The organism is Egbenema bharatensis FJBBOT/2019, from assembly GCF_048077055.1.
Lineage (GTDB): Bacteria > Cyanobacteriota > Cyanobacteriia > Elainellales > Elainellaceae > Egbenema > Egbenema bharatensis.
The window spans coordinates 6,811,387-6,827,844 of record NZ_CP182236.1; the positions used below are offsets into that span (position 1 = coordinate 6,811,387).

At 47.7% G+C, this 16,458-nt stretch carries 15 protein-coding genes and 1 tRNA gene; 8 read left to right on the forward strand and 8 right to left on the reverse strand.

What is annotated here, in order from left to right; genetic code table 11:
- Positions 1-57 precede the first annotated feature (57 nt).
- From ACM1PF_RS31700 to ACM1PF_RS31715, 4 genes are read right to left on the reverse strand one after another with little or no spacing between them, the layout of a single operon-like run.
- On the reverse strand, positions 58-474 hold the full coding sequence (locus tag ACM1PF_RS31700; RefSeq protein ID WP_416670414.1) for a hypothetical protein: 417 nt from the start codon (positions 472-474) through the stop codon (positions 58-60).
- Positions 471-599, reverse strand: coding sequence for a hypothetical protein (locus ACM1PF_RS31705; protein WP_416670415.1), 129 nt, complete (start codon positions 597-599; stop codon positions 471-473). The genes ACM1PF_RS31700 and ACM1PF_RS31705 overlap by 4 nt, the downstream gene beginning before the upstream one ends.
- Before the next feature lie 30 nt (positions 600-629).
- Positions 630-2,594 carry an FHA domain-containing protein gene (locus ACM1PF_RS31710; protein WP_416670416.1) on the reverse strand — a complete coding sequence of 655 codons (1,965 nt, stop codon included), beginning with the start codon at positions 2,592-2,594 and terminating at the stop codon, positions 630-632.
- Between the two features lie 59 nt (positions 2,595-2,653).
- Complete coding sequence (locus ACM1PF_RS31715; protein WP_416670417.1) at positions 2,654-3,217, reverse strand: FHA domain-containing protein; 564 nt, start codon at positions 3,215-3,217, stop codon at positions 2,654-2,656.
- Positions 3,218-3,478: 261 nt separating this feature from the next.
- Between ACM1PF_RS31715 and ACM1PF_RS31720 the strand changes: the two genes are divergently transcribed.
- Positions 3,479-4,360: a tetratricopeptide repeat protein gene (locus ACM1PF_RS31720; RefSeq protein ID WP_416670418.1), complete on the forward strand. Its 882-nt coding sequence runs from the start codon at positions 3,479-3,481 to the stop codon at positions 4,358-4,360.
- A 21-nt stretch (positions 4,361-4,381) separates the two neighbouring features.
- Here ACM1PF_RS31720 and prmC read toward each other — a convergent pair whose 3' ends face one another.
- From prmC to ACM1PF_RS31735, 3 genes are all read right to left on the reverse strand, one after another.
- A complete protein-coding gene (prmC, locus tag ACM1PF_RS31725; RefSeq protein WP_416670419.1) occupies positions 4,382-5,314 on the reverse strand; it encodes a peptide chain release factor N(5)-glutamine methyltransferase in 933 nt (310 codons plus the stop codon).
- Between the two features lie 26 nt (positions 5,315-5,340).
- Complete coding sequence (locus ACM1PF_RS31730; protein ID WP_416670420.1) at positions 5,341-6,126, reverse strand: Tic22 family protein; 786 nt, start codon at positions 6,124-6,126, stop codon at positions 5,341-5,343.
- Between the two features lie 312 nt (positions 6,127-6,438).
- Positions 6,439-6,618 (reverse strand): hypothetical protein, encoded by a 180-nt coding sequence (locus tag ACM1PF_RS31735; RefSeq protein ID WP_416670421.1) that lies wholly within the window; start codon positions 6,616-6,618, stop codon positions 6,439-6,441.
- A 408-nt stretch (positions 6,619-7,026) separates the two neighbouring features.
- On the opposite strand from ACM1PF_RS31735, the gene hpsE (ACM1PF_RS31740) reads away from it, so the two are divergent.
- Together hpsE (ACM1PF_RS31740) and hpsE (ACM1PF_RS31745) are read left to right on the forward strand one after the other, a co-directional pair.
- Complete coding sequence (hpsE, locus tag ACM1PF_RS31740) at positions 7,027-8,004, forward strand: hormogonium polysaccharide biosynthesis glycosyltransferase HpsE (protein ID WP_416670422.1); 978 nt, start codon at positions 7,027-7,029, stop codon at positions 8,002-8,004.
- Between the two features lie 12 nt (positions 8,005-8,016).
- A complete protein-coding gene (gene hpsE / locus ACM1PF_RS31745; protein ID WP_416670423.1) occupies positions 8,017-8,949 on the forward strand; it encodes a hormogonium polysaccharide biosynthesis glycosyltransferase HpsE in 933 nt (310 codons plus the stop codon).
- Positions 8,950-9,513: 564 nt separating this feature from the next.
- Here the strand turns inward: hpsE (ACM1PF_RS31745) and rarD are convergent.
- On the reverse strand, positions 9,514-10,428 hold the full coding sequence (gene rarD, locus ACM1PF_RS31750; protein WP_416670424.1) for an EamA family transporter RarD: 915 nt from the start codon (positions 10,426-10,428) through the stop codon (positions 9,514-9,516).
- Positions 10,429-10,646: 218 nt separating this feature from the next.
- Between rarD and ACM1PF_RS31755 the strand changes: the two genes are divergently transcribed.
- The 5 genes from ACM1PF_RS31755 to ACM1PF_RS31775 all read left to right on the forward strand — a co-directional run bounded on the left by ACM1PF_RS31755 (position 10,647) and on the right by ACM1PF_RS31775 (position 15,909).
- A tRNA-Val gene (locus ACM1PF_RS31755) sits at positions 10,647-10,718 on the forward strand.
- Between the two features lie 200 nt (positions 10,719-10,918).
- Positions 10,919-12,088: an Arm DNA-binding domain-containing protein gene (locus ACM1PF_RS31760; RefSeq protein WP_416670425.1), complete on the forward strand. Its 1,170-nt coding sequence runs from the start codon at positions 10,919-10,921 to the stop codon at positions 12,086-12,088.
- A 502-nt stretch (positions 12,089-12,590) separates the two neighbouring features.
- Complete coding sequence (locus ACM1PF_RS31765; protein ID WP_416670426.1) at positions 12,591-14,150, forward strand: recombinase family protein; 1,560 nt, start codon at positions 12,591-12,593, stop codon at positions 14,148-14,150.
- 36 nt (positions 14,151-14,186) lie between these two features.
- Positions 14,187-15,014 carry a hypothetical protein gene (locus ACM1PF_RS31770; protein WP_416670427.1) on the forward strand — a complete coding sequence of 276 codons (828 nt, stop codon included), beginning with the start codon at positions 14,187-14,189 and terminating at the stop codon, positions 15,012-15,014.
- A gap of 121 nt (positions 15,015-15,135) precedes the next feature.
- A complete protein-coding gene (locus ACM1PF_RS31775) occupies positions 15,136-15,909 on the forward strand; it encodes a hypothetical protein (RefSeq protein ID WP_416670428.1) in 774 nt (257 codons plus the stop codon).
- The last annotated feature ends 549 nt before the right edge of the window (positions 15,910-16,458 follow it).

A 16,458-nucleotide genomic window follows, 5' to 3' on the forward strand; every position in this document is an offset into this window, starting at 1 on the left:
GGGCGGCAGGTTTGCGGGTTCGTTCCATCTCATTTTGACCAGAGTGATTCAGAGTGCTTATAACCACTGCCCGCCGTTAAACCGCCAGCGGGGAAAGATAAGGCGCATCAGGCTTTGGGAAACGATAAAAATTGCGCACCAAACGAGACTGTAGTGAACCAGGTATAGCCACAGGGGTACGGCTGTTGGAATGCCAGGTAGGAGAAAAAAAGTAAACAAAACACCAAAGAAAACCCCCTCCCAAATGCCAGCCAAAAGCTGCATCGCGGCAGGCCAGTCATGATCCCAGCGATATCGTTGCAGGTAGTTGTACAAAACATCCCAAATCAGACCAATTCCAGCCAGGTAGGCCAGGAAGATAAAAAAGATTGGATTGTTTCCCATGAGAAAGAAGAAAGGCAGAGAAACGATCGAACCTACGATAGCGAAGAGAAGAATACGGGTTTGCCAGCGACCGAAGAGAGTGGGAGTCATGGGAGTGGGGAGTCGGGAGTGGGGAGTCGGGAGTGGGGAGTCGGGAGTCGGGAGTCGGGAGCCGTAGCGCAGGCATCTTGCCTGCCAGTGAGTCTGTCCTTCAGCGCAGGTATCGGGACTGCCAACCAGTCTGTCCTTTACTTTCTACTGCTTCGTTAGCGGGGTGAGAGGTTGAAGACCCATTTCAGCCATTGGCAAAAGGAGCCGAGGCCGTTAATCCGGCGAAGAGAGGGCGATCGATGTTTAGCCAGATGATCGACCGAGCGGAGGGCGGCATATTGCAGACCCAGGAAACTATCGACAGCTGCATAGGGGCCACCCAGGGTCATGGCTCCAGCCGCATACATTTTTCCCTGTCCAGACTGCATTTCGGGTAGCTCAAAGTCATTGGACACCGCCAGCCGCCCAAGGGGATTAATGGGTAGGTGGTAGTGTTTGAGCAGATCATCTAATAGGGGATTGGTTTCCACTTTGGCATCCAGTCCGGTGGCATCAATAATGTAGTCTGCCTGGAGTTGAATTTTGCCCTTAAAGTTGCGTTCCTGAATGTAGGTGAGCGTTCCTCCCTGGCCATCGGGTTCCACCTTTTCCACTTCACCAAAGACGACTTGATACCAGCCCTGCGCCAATCCATCCTGGGCGATCTTTTGCCAGTCCTTGCGATCGGCGGTAGTCGTTCCGCCCCAATCCTTTAAAAGGTGCTGTCGCTGTTCGGGGGTTGCCTTTTCCAGCATCACCCGCAGATCTCCCCCCCAGCAGGCTTTGGGCCAGTTAAAGGGTTGCAATTCGTAGAAGTTCTTGACGGCACGTTGGGCTTTACCGAAGCGGTTTCCCTGGGGTTTGGGCGATCGCAGTAAATGGAGCAGGGCAACCTTGGAGTTTTTCTGGCGAATTTCGTAAATCCGTTGCACAATCCGCGAGGCGACAATACCCCGGCCCCGAATCATCACTGTTCCGCCAAATTCAGCTAAATGCTTGTAGACGTGTTCATGTTCCTCATAGGCATTCACCACAGACTTAAAGTCCCTGTTTTTTTCCCGGTAGTCTTGCAGATCGGGTAGAACCTGAATGCCGGGATATCCGGTCGCCAGATGGACGTACTTGGCGACGATGTAACCGTAATCGCGGCGGTTGGCAGAAGCCCGCGAGTAAGCGATCACATACCGTCCATCATCCGTCTTGCGGATCGCCCGAATTCGGCCGTACTGATAAATCTGATTCCAACCAATGCGATCGGCTTCCCGGTCAATCGAAGCAAAGACATTCCCCGATCGCGGCGTATAGGTTTCGGCGAAAGTGGGTTCACCAAACACCTGCCAGAGATGCCGGAAAGAAGCACCAATCCGAGCGTGGGAAAAATCGTGCCAGGCTTCGCGGAGGGCGTAGCTGGGCCAGCCCCAAATGTTGTCGGGGCAGGAATCAGAGTTCGATCGCAGCCGTTCGCGGGCGGGAATTTGTGAGTTGAGGCAAAGCCGTTGATAGCGGGCGTAGGGCTTGCTTTCGATTCCCAGGGCCACAATGCGATCGGCTTTAACACCACCAATTCGCAGTAAATTAACCCAGATAAAGCTGCCCAATCCTGCTCCCAGAGCGGCATAGTCGTATTCCTGGACTGGAAATCCGGTTGCGGCTAACTCTTGCAGAGAAATGTGTTGAGCCTGAAAAATTGCTGGCGGAAAAGGGGCAACGGTCGGGGTGGCGGGAGGGGTGGGCAGGGGAGGAACGGGTAGATCGGTTTCAGGATGAAAAATAATTGTAGAGCCGCGTCCGCCGGCTGGGGGGGGTGGAGTCGAGGCAGCATTCGTAATCACCGAAATGTGATACGGCCCAATCTGCACCACATCGCCATTCGCCAGAAACGATCGAGATTGACGATTGCCATTCACAAAAACCCCGTTCGCGCTGTTTTGATCCACCACCACCAGCCCGGAACCATCGGGTTGAATCAGGGCATGAAACCGTGAAACTTGACCACTTTCCAGGACAATGCGAGTTACCTGCTGTCCCTCCAGGGTGGCAGGCATTCGCGCAAATTCTCGCCCAAAGGCGATCGGAACAGTCAGGGTTGGCGATTGATGTTCCCCAGTCGCCGGATCATCCCAGGCAAGTTGAATCTGCATAGCGTCGTTTGTCCCTATTGAATGTTATCCCTTGCAGTGTGGAACGGTTTCAGTTGGATTTATTCGGGAACCAGCAGGACACTTTGAGCGGCGGCCAGGGATGTCCCACACCAGGCACAACCCGTTTCCAAATGGTCATAGGAAGAGACATGATGACATTTGGGGCACTCCAATCCGTAGGGCATGGTTGCTGCTGGGGAAGCTACGGCTTGAGGGGATGCCGCTTGAGCGACTGGGTGATGGTTAGCAGCCGGATGTTGGGGGGTCACAAAGGTTGGGGCAAGCACCGGGAGTACGCTCACTGATTTGACGCGAATTTCCAGATCGCCCAGCATGATGGTTGCGCCCTGATGTAAACCCGTGACTCCCTGGGTCAACCGCTTTTGATCGACTAACGGGGGATTGGCTTCTCGGAGATTTCGCAGATAGAATGTCCGTTGTTCCGCACCAAAGAAGATCTCAACATGGAGCTTTGAAACCGTCGGATGGGTCATTACCAGATCGCATTTAGCCGGATCACGACCAATCCGAAATGTGCCAGGATGCTTACTGGACTGCCGATCGCCAATCGTTTGTGTTTTAACCTGTCCTGCCTCTACCCATTCCAGCGTCAGTTGGTTCATCGTTCGCCTAAACTCGTATATGAATGCTAGTAATGACTACATTGGCTCTATCATTGATTTCTAACACGTCCGCTTATCTCGCAACGAAATTTGCCGGAGAATCTTAAAACTTGCTGTGATCTGACACCCGGTTTGAGTGCTGATCTGAATCATGACTAAATTTTCAGGTTCTCATCTGGTGTTTCATCAAGATTTTTGCAACGATAGAAACCAAATGATCTAAGCTTACTGAGAACCCTCGCATTTTTTGGTAATCGAACCGTGCCCAAGCGTTCCTCTCTTCTTTCTCTCCTCCTCGTTGCAGGTTTGTGGGTCGTTGCCCAACCCGCCGCTCAGGGACAAGCCCTGGTTCCTTATGTTTTGCAGCTTGATAGCGAGCAACTTGAACAGCAGGGACTGGGACTGGCGCAGGAAGCCGCACAATTGGCTCAGTTCCAGCAATATGAACTGGCTCTAGCACGGGCCCAGCTTGCTTCTCAACTGCTGCCAGAAAATGCTGATGTCTGGGCATTGTTGGGGAGTTTGTATTTGCAACTGGGTGAGGTTGATCCCGGTATTCAGTCCTTGTTGAGAGCTAGAAGGCTGGATGCGAACAATTCTGGCGTGTTGTTTGCCCTGGGTTCGGCTTACTTCCAGAAGGAAAACTACAATCTGGCGATTCAATATATTATGTCCGGGTTGCGGTTGCGTCCGGATGTGCCTGGTGCCCTGTTTGATCTGGGTAATGCCTATTACATGCTGGAACAGTTCGATGATGCGATCGATCAATACCGCAAAGCGGTAGACATTGATGCCGAGTTCTGGCCTGCAATTAATAACATTGGTCTGGTGTTGTACGAGCAGGGGGATATGGCAGGGGCGCTGCAAAAATGGGAAGCGGCGGCAGCAATCGATGAAACCCAGGCTGAACCCCAACTGGCGATCGCAGTCCTGCTCTATGCTCAGGGAGAAACGGAAGCGGCCTTAGAAAAAGGAGAAGCGGCACTCCTGTTGGACAGCCGTTATGCTGACCTGGAGTACTTGCGGATTAACCTGTGGGGCGATCGACTCCTGGAAGATGCCGAAGCATTTTTATCCCAACCGCAAATTCGAGAGGCGTTAGCTCGCATTAGTCCCCCACAGGACAATACAATGCCTCAGTAAGGATGGACTCAAACTCGACACTCAAACTCGATAGGCCAAAACAAACCGATCAATTCCTGCCAGATCCCTATGGATTTGAATCGATCGATAGCAGCCTTGCGCCTGGAGCAATTGGGTGACGGTTTCTGCCTGTCCAGCCATGAGTTCAATCAGCCAAATTCCACCGGAAATTAGATACTCCGGGGCAGTCCTTACCAAATGCCGAATGCAGTCCAAGCCATCCTCACCGCCATCCAGGGCTGAATGGGGTTCATGTAAACTGACTTCGGGTTGCAGGTCAGGAATCATCGAATAGGGAATATAGGGCGGGTTAGAAACCATCCCGCTCAGTTGTCCCTTCAGGTGGGCCAACGGTTCAAACCAGCTCCCCTGATAAAACTGAATCCGATCGCAGTATGCCAGTTGTTGAGCATTCGTCTGGGCAAGGGTTAGAGCTTCGAGACTGGAATCCACTGCATGGAGCGTTGCTTGGGGAAATACCTCTGCCAGCCCCAGAATAATCGCCCCGCTGCCTGTACCCAGATCAACCCAATGTCCCGTTTGAAGTCCAGTCTGAAGTCCAGTCTGGAGGGAAGAATTCTGGTCGGCGACCGCAGCAACGGCTAAATCGATTATTTCTTCGGTTTCAGGACGGGGAATCAGTACCGCAGGCGAAACCGTCAACCGGAAGTTCCGCCAGGGGGTCACACCAACCAGATACTGGACAGGCATATGAGATTCGACCCGACGCTGCCAGAGGTCGGATAATTCCGCCAGCGATCGCGTCAAAGCAATTTCCGAGCGCGTCTTAAACAATTCCAGGCGCAACGAAAGGCGATCGAGGTTGGCCACCTCCTGAAGCAGCCAATCTACTTCGTCTGGAGGAATGCACCCTGCGATCGCCTTTTGCTTGGCCTCAGACTGCCACTGCCATAGTTCTAACCCGGTTACGACCTGGGCAATCGAGCCATCCATGATAGTTGTTCACCGACTCAGGCAGGTTACGGGGCTGGAGTTTGTTGTTGCTGCTGTTCGGCTGCCCGCTCCTGGAGCGATCGAATAAACTCCAAACTTTCCCTGGGGGGAACCAGATAAATTTGATTCAGCTCCGGATTATCGCTGGTGCGCAGGTTTTCAATCAGTCGTCCCAGGGGAACCACCTCAACCCGAACCGTGTCCGCCAAATCAGGCTGGGATTGCCGCAATTCTGCGATCGCTGCCTGAATGTCTGCCTCGCTGAAGTACATCGGAATCACTTCTTCCTCGCCCCGACGAATCGTCAAGATCGCTTCATTTTCGCCCTCACCCGACTTAGCCACAAACAACGGCACACCTGGGAATTCCTCGACCGTTTGTCCGTCTTCTTCCAAAATGGCCAGGGCTGCATCCACCTCTTGACGCACCGGAATAAATGCTACCTGCAACGGATTTTCTTCCTCCTGTCCCGCCAGGGCAATTTCATAAACCCGCCCCAGAGAAATTGGCGCAATGCGCACCCCTTCAGCAATTTCAGGATTGCTGGTCTGCATATTTCGCAGGAAGTTCTCGGCTCCTTGGTGGCTGATAAATACTGTTGCAACCGGGGGAGCGTCCTCCTGTTCCGAGAAGGTGGCAACCACCAGGGAACCTGAACCATCCACCAGCGTAAAAACAGGAACCGTATCCAGCCTTTCCATCACCTGATCATCGGGGAGGGCAAATGCGCGTGTTCCAGCTCCAAACAGTGAGCCGAATAGAACGCTCCCAACCAGGGTTAACATTGCGCTCCAGCGAATAAATGACTTCATAAACGCTCCTAACCTGAATAAATTACACCTGAGCTAAACCAGTTTTGATGCCAAAGCTTTTTCTTTCATGGTCGGCATTTCCCCAAATCCCTATCTGTCATTTTGACGGTGTTTGTGCAGCCAAAACCTCAAACTGGAGATTCTGGAGATTTCAACCAATTGATCAGGACAATGCTTGACTGGTTTGCTAAATCAACGAAGGCTCCTCATGCTCCTGAACGGGTTCCCCGCAGATGGGGCGGTTTCATGTGCTCGAATCACATCAAACCAAAGTCTGCCTAAAATAGTAGACTGAATTTACACAACTTAGCATTATAGACAACCGATCGCAGGATATCCGAAAAACTGGTTTGAACCGAATGACCCGGTGTGGGTTTTGGAAACAGCTTCCAGGGAAATAGCCTCCAGGGAAAGACTCTCCAACATGACTTTCTGTTGCCGTTGCCGTTGCATGGTATAGCGATATGGCTCGATGGTATAGAGCAGTCGCACCGTTCAAAAGTTCCAGACTGATTTACCATTCAAATGTTTCAAGCATTTGGAGTCAACCGAAGCCACTCTGAACTCTCTTGAGAAATCGTTATAATTTGATACCAATTGCAATGCTAGAGCGGCAGGCTGAAAGCCTCGGGGCATTTCGTATCTTCTTTGACAGAGCGGAATTAGCGTTCCTTCTATGCTGTAAGCAGATCGAGTCATAACAGCTACGTCATACAATGATCTGACGAAATTGGTACTCATTGCGAGTGCCATTTTTTATGCGAAGCTTCCCCCCACGCGCCCTGACCCTGCTCTGCCTGGATTCTCTGCGTCATGTGAATTGTCCCTGAAAGTCGGGAATACTGAATCTGACCGGAAAAGGGTTTTGAGCAGAATTTGCCGATGGGAGGCGCGTAATGTATGGTTGACTTCACCGTTGCGATTCCGACCTATAACGGTGAGCATCGTCTACCAGAGGTGCTGGAACGGTTACGATCGCAATTCATCGATCCCAGTTTGCTTGATCTTTTTGATCTGAATGCCTTCACGTGGGAAGTCATTGTTATTGATAACAACAGCCAGGATGGAACAGCGCAGGTTGTTAAAGCATTTCAATCTGATTTTCCCTGCCCTCTACGATACTGCTTAGAGCTACAACAAGGCGCAGGATTTGCGCGAAAGCGGGCGATCGAAGAATCCCATAGTGCGCTAGTTGGCTTCCTGGATGATGATAATCTTCCGGATCAACATTGGGTAATGTCTGCCTATCAATTCGCTCAACTGTATCCAAAAGCAGGCGCAATTGCCAGTCGAATTCAGGGTCAGTTTGAGGTAGAGCCACCACCAGAGTTCAAACAAATTTTACCGTTTCTGGCCATCACAGAACGGGGTTCTCAACCATTGCAATACAACTCTTCTAAGCGAGTCCTGCCACCGTCGGCTGGATTAGTAGTACGACGATCGGTTTGGTTAGAAAATGTGCCATCCCACACGATTTTGGGCGGGCGAGTGGATGGCAACATGCTGACCGGAGAAGATACGGAAGTTCTGGCGCATATCCACCGATCGGGCTGGGAAATCTGGTATAACCCTGCCATGCTCATTCAGCATCAAATTCCCGCCTGGCGATTGGAACGTGCTTATTTGATTCCATTCTTTCGGGGCATTGGGTTAAGTCGATATGTGACGCGGATGTCCGGACTGAAACCCTGGCAGCGATCAGTGATGTCTCTGGCCTACACGATGAATGATTTACGCAAAGTCATTCAGCACTGGCTCAAACATCGTCGTCAACTTAAAACAAATCTGGTGGCAGCCTGTGAAATGGAACTGCTGTTCAGCAGCTTGTTGAGTCCGTTTTATCTCTGGCAAAAAGGCTATTTTGCTCAACCCAAATAGGTTCGTAAGTTTATGGATATTGACTTTACCGTTGCAATTCCCACCTACAACGGGGCGAAAACACTCCCGCTTGTACTGGAACGATTAAAGGCTCAGGTGAACACGGAGTCGATCGCCTGGGAAGTGATTGTAGTGGATAACAATAGCTCCGATCAGACGGCTGAAGTTGTTCATTGCTTTCAGAAACATTGGCTTCCCGATACGCCTTTAAATTACTGCCTTGAACCTCGGCAGGGGTCAGCCTACGCTCGACAACGCGCCGTAAAAGAAGCCAGGGGAAACCTGGTTGGTTTTCTAGATGATGATAATCTTCCGGCTGCTGACTGGGTTGCTGCTGCATGTCAGTTTGGTGCTGCACATCCTGAAGTGGGTTCCTATGGTGGACAAATTCTGGGGCAATACGAGGTGGAACCCCCAGCCGGATTTGACAAGGTAAAAAAATATTTGGTCATCCGGAAATACGCGAATGAGGTAAAACCCTTTGAGCCAGAACGTCTGAGATTGCCACCTGGAGCGGGTTTGGTTGTCCGCAGGCAAGCCTGGTTAGACTGTATGCCCGATCGCTTCACTCGTGCCCATCGGGGGGGACATGATTATGAGATTTCCCTCCATCTCTATCGGCATGGCTGGAAAGTTTGGTACAACCCAGCCCAAAAAATTGATCATTTAATTCCCGCCTGGCGCATGGAGCGGAATTATTTGGTGCGCATTGCTCGAACCTATGGTCTGTGTACGTGCGAAATTCGGCTCATTCTAGCTCAACCCTGGCAAAGACCCTTTTTGCTGATCAAAAGCTTTTTGGGTAGTATTCGCCGTTTGCTGGGGCACTTGATTCGCTATGGCGATCGAGTCTACAAAGAACTTGACCTGGCCTGTGAATTGGCTTTCTTTTGGGGTGGGGTGATGAGTCCGTTCTACTATCTGAAGAAGCAGTTAATACGTTAGTCAGCAAATCATGCTTTCAGGACAAGCAAATTTGGGGAGCAATGCAAGAAAAAACCCCAGTCAATTACACTGGGGGTGATCTTATCTCTCAACTTTGGAAATCACTCAAATCTATCTGCTGTCCTACTTAGCTGACAATCCAATTGATTCATCCGATCGCATCAGCATGGCTTGTTCCCACTGCATCGCCTATTGATTCTGCTTCATGAGGAGGTTATGTTCATCTGATTGTCGATCGCTTCATTCACCTCTAAAATCTAAGTCTTGTTCAACAATCTAGTCGAGGTACATTCCTTCAGAAATCCTCTCTCATTCCGCTTTCAAATCCTGCTTGCATGATTTGGATAGCTTTGAAAGCTGAACGATTGCTTTCATGTTTTTAACCTGATTTGGATAGCTTTGAAAGCTGAACGATTGCTTTCATGTTTTTAATTTATTGCATCCTCAGCCTCTCCTCATCCTACAAACGGTTCACCCATCTGGGCGATTATAGATTTGAGTTCTGGATTCTGGATTCTGGATTCTGGATTCTAGATCTGGTAGCCCAGCCCAATATCCCTACAGTTACTGAACCAACTGCGATCGATATTTCATCCAGGATGAGTAGGAATAGACTGCCAGCGCTGTCCAGATAAACCCAAAGGTAACGGCATGAATTTGCGTGAAGGGTTCATGATACAAAAATACACCCAACATTAACTGAAAACTAGGAGCAAGATACTGGAAAAATCCCAGGGTTGAGAGCGGTAAACGCTTGGCAGCATTGTTAAACCACAGCAGGGGAAAGGAGGTCATGATCCCTGCGCCAATGAACAGGAGCGTAATCCATCCATCTGCCACCAAATGTCCTTCCCCGGTACTTGCCCAATAGCCCACCAGGATCAGCGCGATCGGCGTGACGGATAATGTTTCTACTGCCAGCCCAACCATTGGTGCAACCGCAGTCGTTTTTCGCAACAGCCCATACACAGCAAAAGTAAACGCCAGCCCCAGGGCAATCCAGGGCACCTGTCCGAAATACCAGATGAAATTAGCCACTCCCAGCACGGCCAGAGCAACGGCGATCGTTTGCCCTCGGTTGAGTCGCTCCTTGAGAAACAGAAAACCAAGCAGGACGTTCACCAAGGGATTAATGAAATAGCCCAAACTGGTTTCCACGACGCGATCGGTATTCACGCCATAAATGTATAGCCCCCAATTCAGCGACAGCAATACCGCAGTGGTAAACAAAACTCCAAGATGACGAGGAGTACGCAAGATCTGCTGAAGTTCGGCACCCCGTCGCTGAAACAGCAACAGTCCACTCAGGAACACCATTGACCAAAGGATGCGATGGGTGAGCACTTCCACGGCGGGAACTTGACCAAACAATTTCCAGTAGATGGGCAAAAATCCCCACGCACCGTACGCTAAAAGTGCATACAGCACACCGATCGAACGATTGGATGCAGGGTGGGTAGAATCTGAATTACAACTCAAGGAACTATTTTGGGGGTGAGGTATGCCCTCACCATTTTATCGGGACTGTTTACATCAGGGGACGATTGATGTGAAGGGCGATCGAGATTGATCCAGGGAATGCGATTGATGCTGAGTCTAAAATTTATGTGATGGAATCTGCTAAACTAATTTCAGTCTGTTTGCACCAGGGATTTGGATTAATGAAATCTCTGGGCAGTTAGATTAATAACCTGTTCGGGCGATTAGCACAGTGGTAGCGCACTTCCTTCACACGGAAGGGGTCACTGGTTCAAATCCAGTATCGCCCATACGACCGAAACCATCTTCAAAACGACGTAAAGCTCACACCATCAGAGCTTTACGTCGTTTTGAATTCCTGGAGGTTTTTAGTTCTGATGTATTTTTTTTGAGAAGTTTGGAGTAATTTAGACAAACAATTGGGGTAAGGATTGGGGTAGACAAGCGATCCCAGTAGGATATGTCATAGAACAAAGCTACTAGAGTTTCCATGCATTCTAGATCTAGACAACGCAAAAAATCTAAGGCAGGTTCGATACAAGTTAAGGTCAGCAATAATCGGCTTCAACTTGTATTTTCATTCGGCGGCAAGCGTCATTACCTCAGTCTGGGAGTGGCAGATACTCCCTTCAATCGCAAGCAAGCTCAAGATAGGGCTTTTGAAATTCAGAAAGATATTGAGTATGGTCAATTCGATCCTGGCAACTTGGAAAAGTACAAAATTGGATCGAGCCTAATAACGGATGAGCCCGTTACCTCAATTGCTTCAATCCCTACCGTTTTAACTATTTGGAAGGGGTATTTTGAGAGCAAACGTCGCCAGTTGAAACCGAAGACGGTAGAAAAGTATGAAAACTTTACACGGCTATTTTCTAAATTAGGAGAAATTCCGATTGAAGATGCCATGCAAGTTAAGGCAAGTCTTGAAGAAATTACGACTGTTGATCGAGTAAGAGACGCCCTAACCTATCTCAATGCAGCTACCCAATGGGCTTGTAAACGTAAAATTATTACTTCAACTCCCTATGTTGGTATGGCTGGTGAAATGCCAAAACCTCGTTACATCACTGATCCTCAGCCAAACGCCTTTAGCCAAGAGGAAATGGAAAAAGTTCTTGAGGCATTTCGTAGTGATCAGCGATCGGGCATGAATTATCAACATTATGCACCATTTGTCGAATTTCTGTTTCGGGTCGGTTGTAGACCCAGTGAAGCGATTGGTTTAAGTTGGGGTAATATTTCAACCGACTGCGGAACAATTCATTTCACAGGGTCACTGGTACAAGTAGGCAATCAGAGGGTTCGCAGTGAAGGTAGCAAAAATAACAGGACGCGATTGATTTCTGCCAGTCATGCCACTCAAGTGCTTTTGTTCAAAATTAGACCGAAGAAACCTGCAGCAGATCTCCTTGTGTTTCCGTCCATCAATGGGGATTCGATCAATTACCGAAACTTTCGCCGCAGAGCTTGGATCTCTATCGTCGATCCTATTAAGCCTAATACGACTCCTTACTCTTGTAGAGATACATTCATCACTTTGCAGCTGTTGAAAGGAGTTCCGACTGGAGTGATTGCTCAGTGGTGTGATACCAGTGTGGCAATGATCGAGCACCATTATCTGGATAAACTCAAAATTGCTCAATTGAGACCTGTGGATTAGTAAGGGAAGGAGAATAAAGGAAAAGTTGGTCAAATTTTTCCCTATTTCAACTCCTTACAACATCTGATCGCAGTACTAATCCTTGGTTGTTTCTCTTGCGTTTTATCTTATTGCACATTTTGTAAACTAATCCTTGTCCGTTTTCTCTTTTTTGCTATTCTTTCTTCCCATATCTTCATTATTCAAATCAGAAAGGCGTTAAGAAAAATTGCTGCTGCGTTAACTTGTTGTTAGGCAGGAAAAATAATTCATTAGTTCAACCTTTGATAAAACAACCCAAAAAGACGGAAAAACCCTTAAATATACCCAAAAAGAACCAAGCAATAAAATGTTTTGCTAATAAGAAATTGCAAATTTGTGCAGCTGTCATCCAATTAACAATTGCACAAATTTGTTCTATCATTTATGAAGATCTGAAGCTGATTCTATCGCCAAAAACAACTTTTGCTCGATCGCTCTAACATCACAATCATCTTCGTTTGAGTCAAGAAGTTCAACAACAATGCTAAAAGCAGGCAAAATCGTTGCTTATGGACGTGTGTCCAGTTATGAGCAGGCAGAAAATCAATACGCAGCACAACAACAAATCGATCGACTAAAGCTAGAAAATGTTGATCAACTATTCTTTGATATTGAATCAGGGAACAGCAAAACCAGACTCCATTTCAACCGAATGATGGAACTGATTCATCAAGGTGAAATTAGTGCAGTGATTGCAACTCGGTGGGATCGCTTAACCCGAAACCAAGAAATTTATTTGCAACTGAAGCAGATTCTGCAAGATTCAGGTGTACGCCTACGGCTTCTTGATCAAGGCGAAGTTGATCTCAGCACTGCATCCGGTGAACTAAGTGCAGATATGCAGGCTATTTTTGCTGTTCATGAAAGACGGATGCTACGTGAACGCATCCTGAAAGGGCATGCTTACCGACGAAAGCGACAAGTTGCTTGGACACGTGCCCCTTGGGGATATGTCATTCGAGACGATCGGTATTGGCTTGATACTTCTCCCATCATTTGTTTATTGCAAAACCGCCCAGCAGACTATCTGACTCTGCATGATGAATCAGATACTTCTCCGCTGCTGTCCGGTATCAGTCGCTCTGATATTGCCCGTGAAGCCATTCTCTTATTACGCGAGTTGCAACGGCCCCGGCAAGTTCTAAGACACCTGTATTCCAAGTATGGTGTGGAACGAAAAGCCTTTGTAGATGTTCAGGAAGAAAAGAAATGCACTGTAGCCGAAGAGGAAAATCGTCAAAAACGGCGTAAACGCACCAATTTAGTACTTTCAAACGAATTACTATTTTGGAGCTCGGGACATAGCTTTGTGGAATGGGTACAAAATCCTGTCTTGCGCGGTCATACTGCTTATTGCAAATATCACAAGCAGGGAGGACAAAAACCGTCCCATGAGTGGGAAATACACTATGATACCCATCCCGATCAGGGTCTGCTCACTGATGATGTGTTTGTTGAGATTCAGCTTCTCTTAAAAAATAATGAGCGGAAAGTTGGTACTCCAGGGTCAAAATTTCACCTCACAGGATTAGTGTTCTGTGATCGGTGTGGGCACAAAATGGTGCTAAAGCGCAGTGCAGAATACAGATACTACGGTTGCCGCAACTCTTCAATAGGGTGTGCAGAACGTAAGTGCATTCGAGTGGAAAAAATTGATGAAGCAGTTGTACAGTGCTTCTTCCAATATGCGAAACAATTGGCTCAAGAATCAAAGGCCACCTCTCCCCAAGAATCTGCTGAATTGGTGAACTTGCGCCAGCAGCTTCAGGTGCTTGACCAAGCGCTGACTCAAGGAATGGGAGATGCGCTGAAACGTGCTCGGTATGAGCTAGTCCAGGAAATCGAACGCTTGGAGGTACAGAGCGAGTTGTTCCTCCTGGAATCTGCGACAGCCCACGAGATCATGAACCATCCTCAAGCGCGTGATCTGAGCTTCTGGCATACCCGCACCTACCAAGAGCGAGAATTGCTGTACGAAAAACTTCTTAACAGGATTCTGGTTCGAGACGGTAAGGTTGTAGCAATTGAACACAAACTTTAACGTTTTGCAAGTTGATGATTCAGAGAGGTCAAGGTCATGACGGGTCAGCTTATCTACCAAATGCAACAGGCTGCTGATGCGTTTCTTCGAGTGAAGGCAGAAGCTCTAAAAACCTGGCAGTCGCCTTGCCAGTGTTCAGCTCCAGGAACACACGATCGCTGTCTGAGATGCCCTGCTTTCAGAGCCTTGGTACAAAAGATGCAGACAATGTTAGCTCCAGACCCTGAAACGGTTATGCCAAGTCTGCTGCCACCTGACCAACCTCCAGCTGATTCAAATGCGGTAAGACAGCAATGTTGCGAACTGTACGCTTGTGGCTATACGTTACACCAGATTCAATGGATGACAGGTGCAACTAATCTCAGGGAAATGCGAACTTGGCTCCGAGAAGCAGGTTTAATGAGTGGAGCCAGAGCACATTCCTCTGAAACGAAAGCTCAATGTTTGCAGTTTTATCAGAGCGGTTTGGAGCTTTACCAAATTGAAGAACAGACAGGCGTTTCGGCAGAAGTTCTTTCGTTCTGGGTCAGGCAAGCAGGAATGGGGCGATCGAGTAGATTACAGCAACCCTACTCAGATGCAGAAAAACAGCAATGTTGCGAATTGTACTTGCAAGGCAAGTCTTATAAGGCGATTGCATCCATCACAGCAATATCGGTGTTCTTAATTCAAAAGTGGGTGAAAGAAACGGGTGTCCAGCGAGAACGAATTTTTGGAGGTGGTCGTCCAAAAGTGTATTCTCCTGAGTTTCGTCAACAATGCTTAAAGTTACTCGAGCAGGGCAACACTCCTCCGCAGATTGAGATGATGCTGGGAGTTTCGGCTGATACAGTGCGAAGGTGGAAAAAAGAAGCTTCTCGGTGAATCTTCCTAAACAATACGATGAGTACTCATAAAATATTTCAAAGTATTCAAATTTCTCTCTAACTTGTTGCCCCAATGCCATTATTAGTTTTGCTGCTAAAATCCAAATCCGTATATCTTAATGAAGCACACAATTGCCCAACCCAAAACTACGCAAAAAACTCTTGATGCCTTACGGTATTTGCGCTTTTTACCGGAAATCGTTATTCGAAACAGGTATCTAAACCTCAAAGACTTTGAACATGGTAATGCCAAGATTGTGCTTGATGCCTTCTTCCAGCATAGTTGTTCAACCAACGATTGGCAGAAAGCATTCTTGATGGATTTAGAAGCATTGCAAAATATGTACGCCAATACAAAAGCCAACCTTTATAAACCATGCGCTGACGCTTCTCTTGCGCGTCGGGCAATGGCGGCGATTCTTTATCAAGATTTTTTTATTTCCCTTCAGGACTCGAAACTAAATTTGAATCCCTTTCAAGAGGAATTTAATTCCTTTGAAGAGTTTTGGTGTGCTGTTGAGTGGGATTTGATGTACAGATCGATGCAATCTGTTGGACTGATTAACGTCACTGGCGAGATCATTTTTCAAGGAAAGCGCAAGGTAATGGCACAAGCGAGCCAATTCTTTACATATCTGGAAAATCCCTCCAAAGTGCAATTCAATAACAGCCTAGTATCTTCTACTGTCTCAGAAGCTCTATTCTTTTGTGCCATTTATCACGCTCAAAACAACGAGCAATTCCGGCATCGGGAATTTGCAGGATTCACAGCGACTCTCAAACGATGCCATCGGGAAATTCGAAACAATAAACTTCAGGTAGGCTATCTGCTGGAAGACAAGAGTTTAGTTCTTTTTAATAAGAGCAAGACAGTTCTGAAGCCAAATAGCTAGAGTTTCGAGCAAACTTTTGTTTTTATCTGCTCTTTCCAGATATCTAGACGCACTAGAACCTGGAGATATTTTTATGAAGATCAGTGCTTAACCTATCTTCATAAAGCAAGATTTTTGGATATTTAATACGGAAATAGTTGAAAGCTTTGCGGTTTAAGGCTTTCAGGGATTTATTAGTAGAAAATTTGTTTACTGCAAAATCCGTACTTGAGAAAAAGGTTGCACAAAACGCGACTTCAAAAAGTCTTATCTCTACGATAAAGTCCAACACACCTGAAAAATATTGAACCTTACTGCTAGAAGTGGGTTGAAGGTGTCGAATCGTTGGAAGGTTATCACTAACTTTTCAACCGCTGAGAGAAGTTGCAAACCTCCAGGAACCAAGGAATTAAAATGCACTTTACTTTTTGTACCAAACAAGTTTTGGCAAAACATATAGGGTACAGTCCGCACACAATAAAAGCTATTCGGCAGCGAGGCGATTGGCAAGAGGGGGTTCATTACGTAAAGCAGAACTCCAGAAGTATCCGCTACAATTTGGAACTTTGC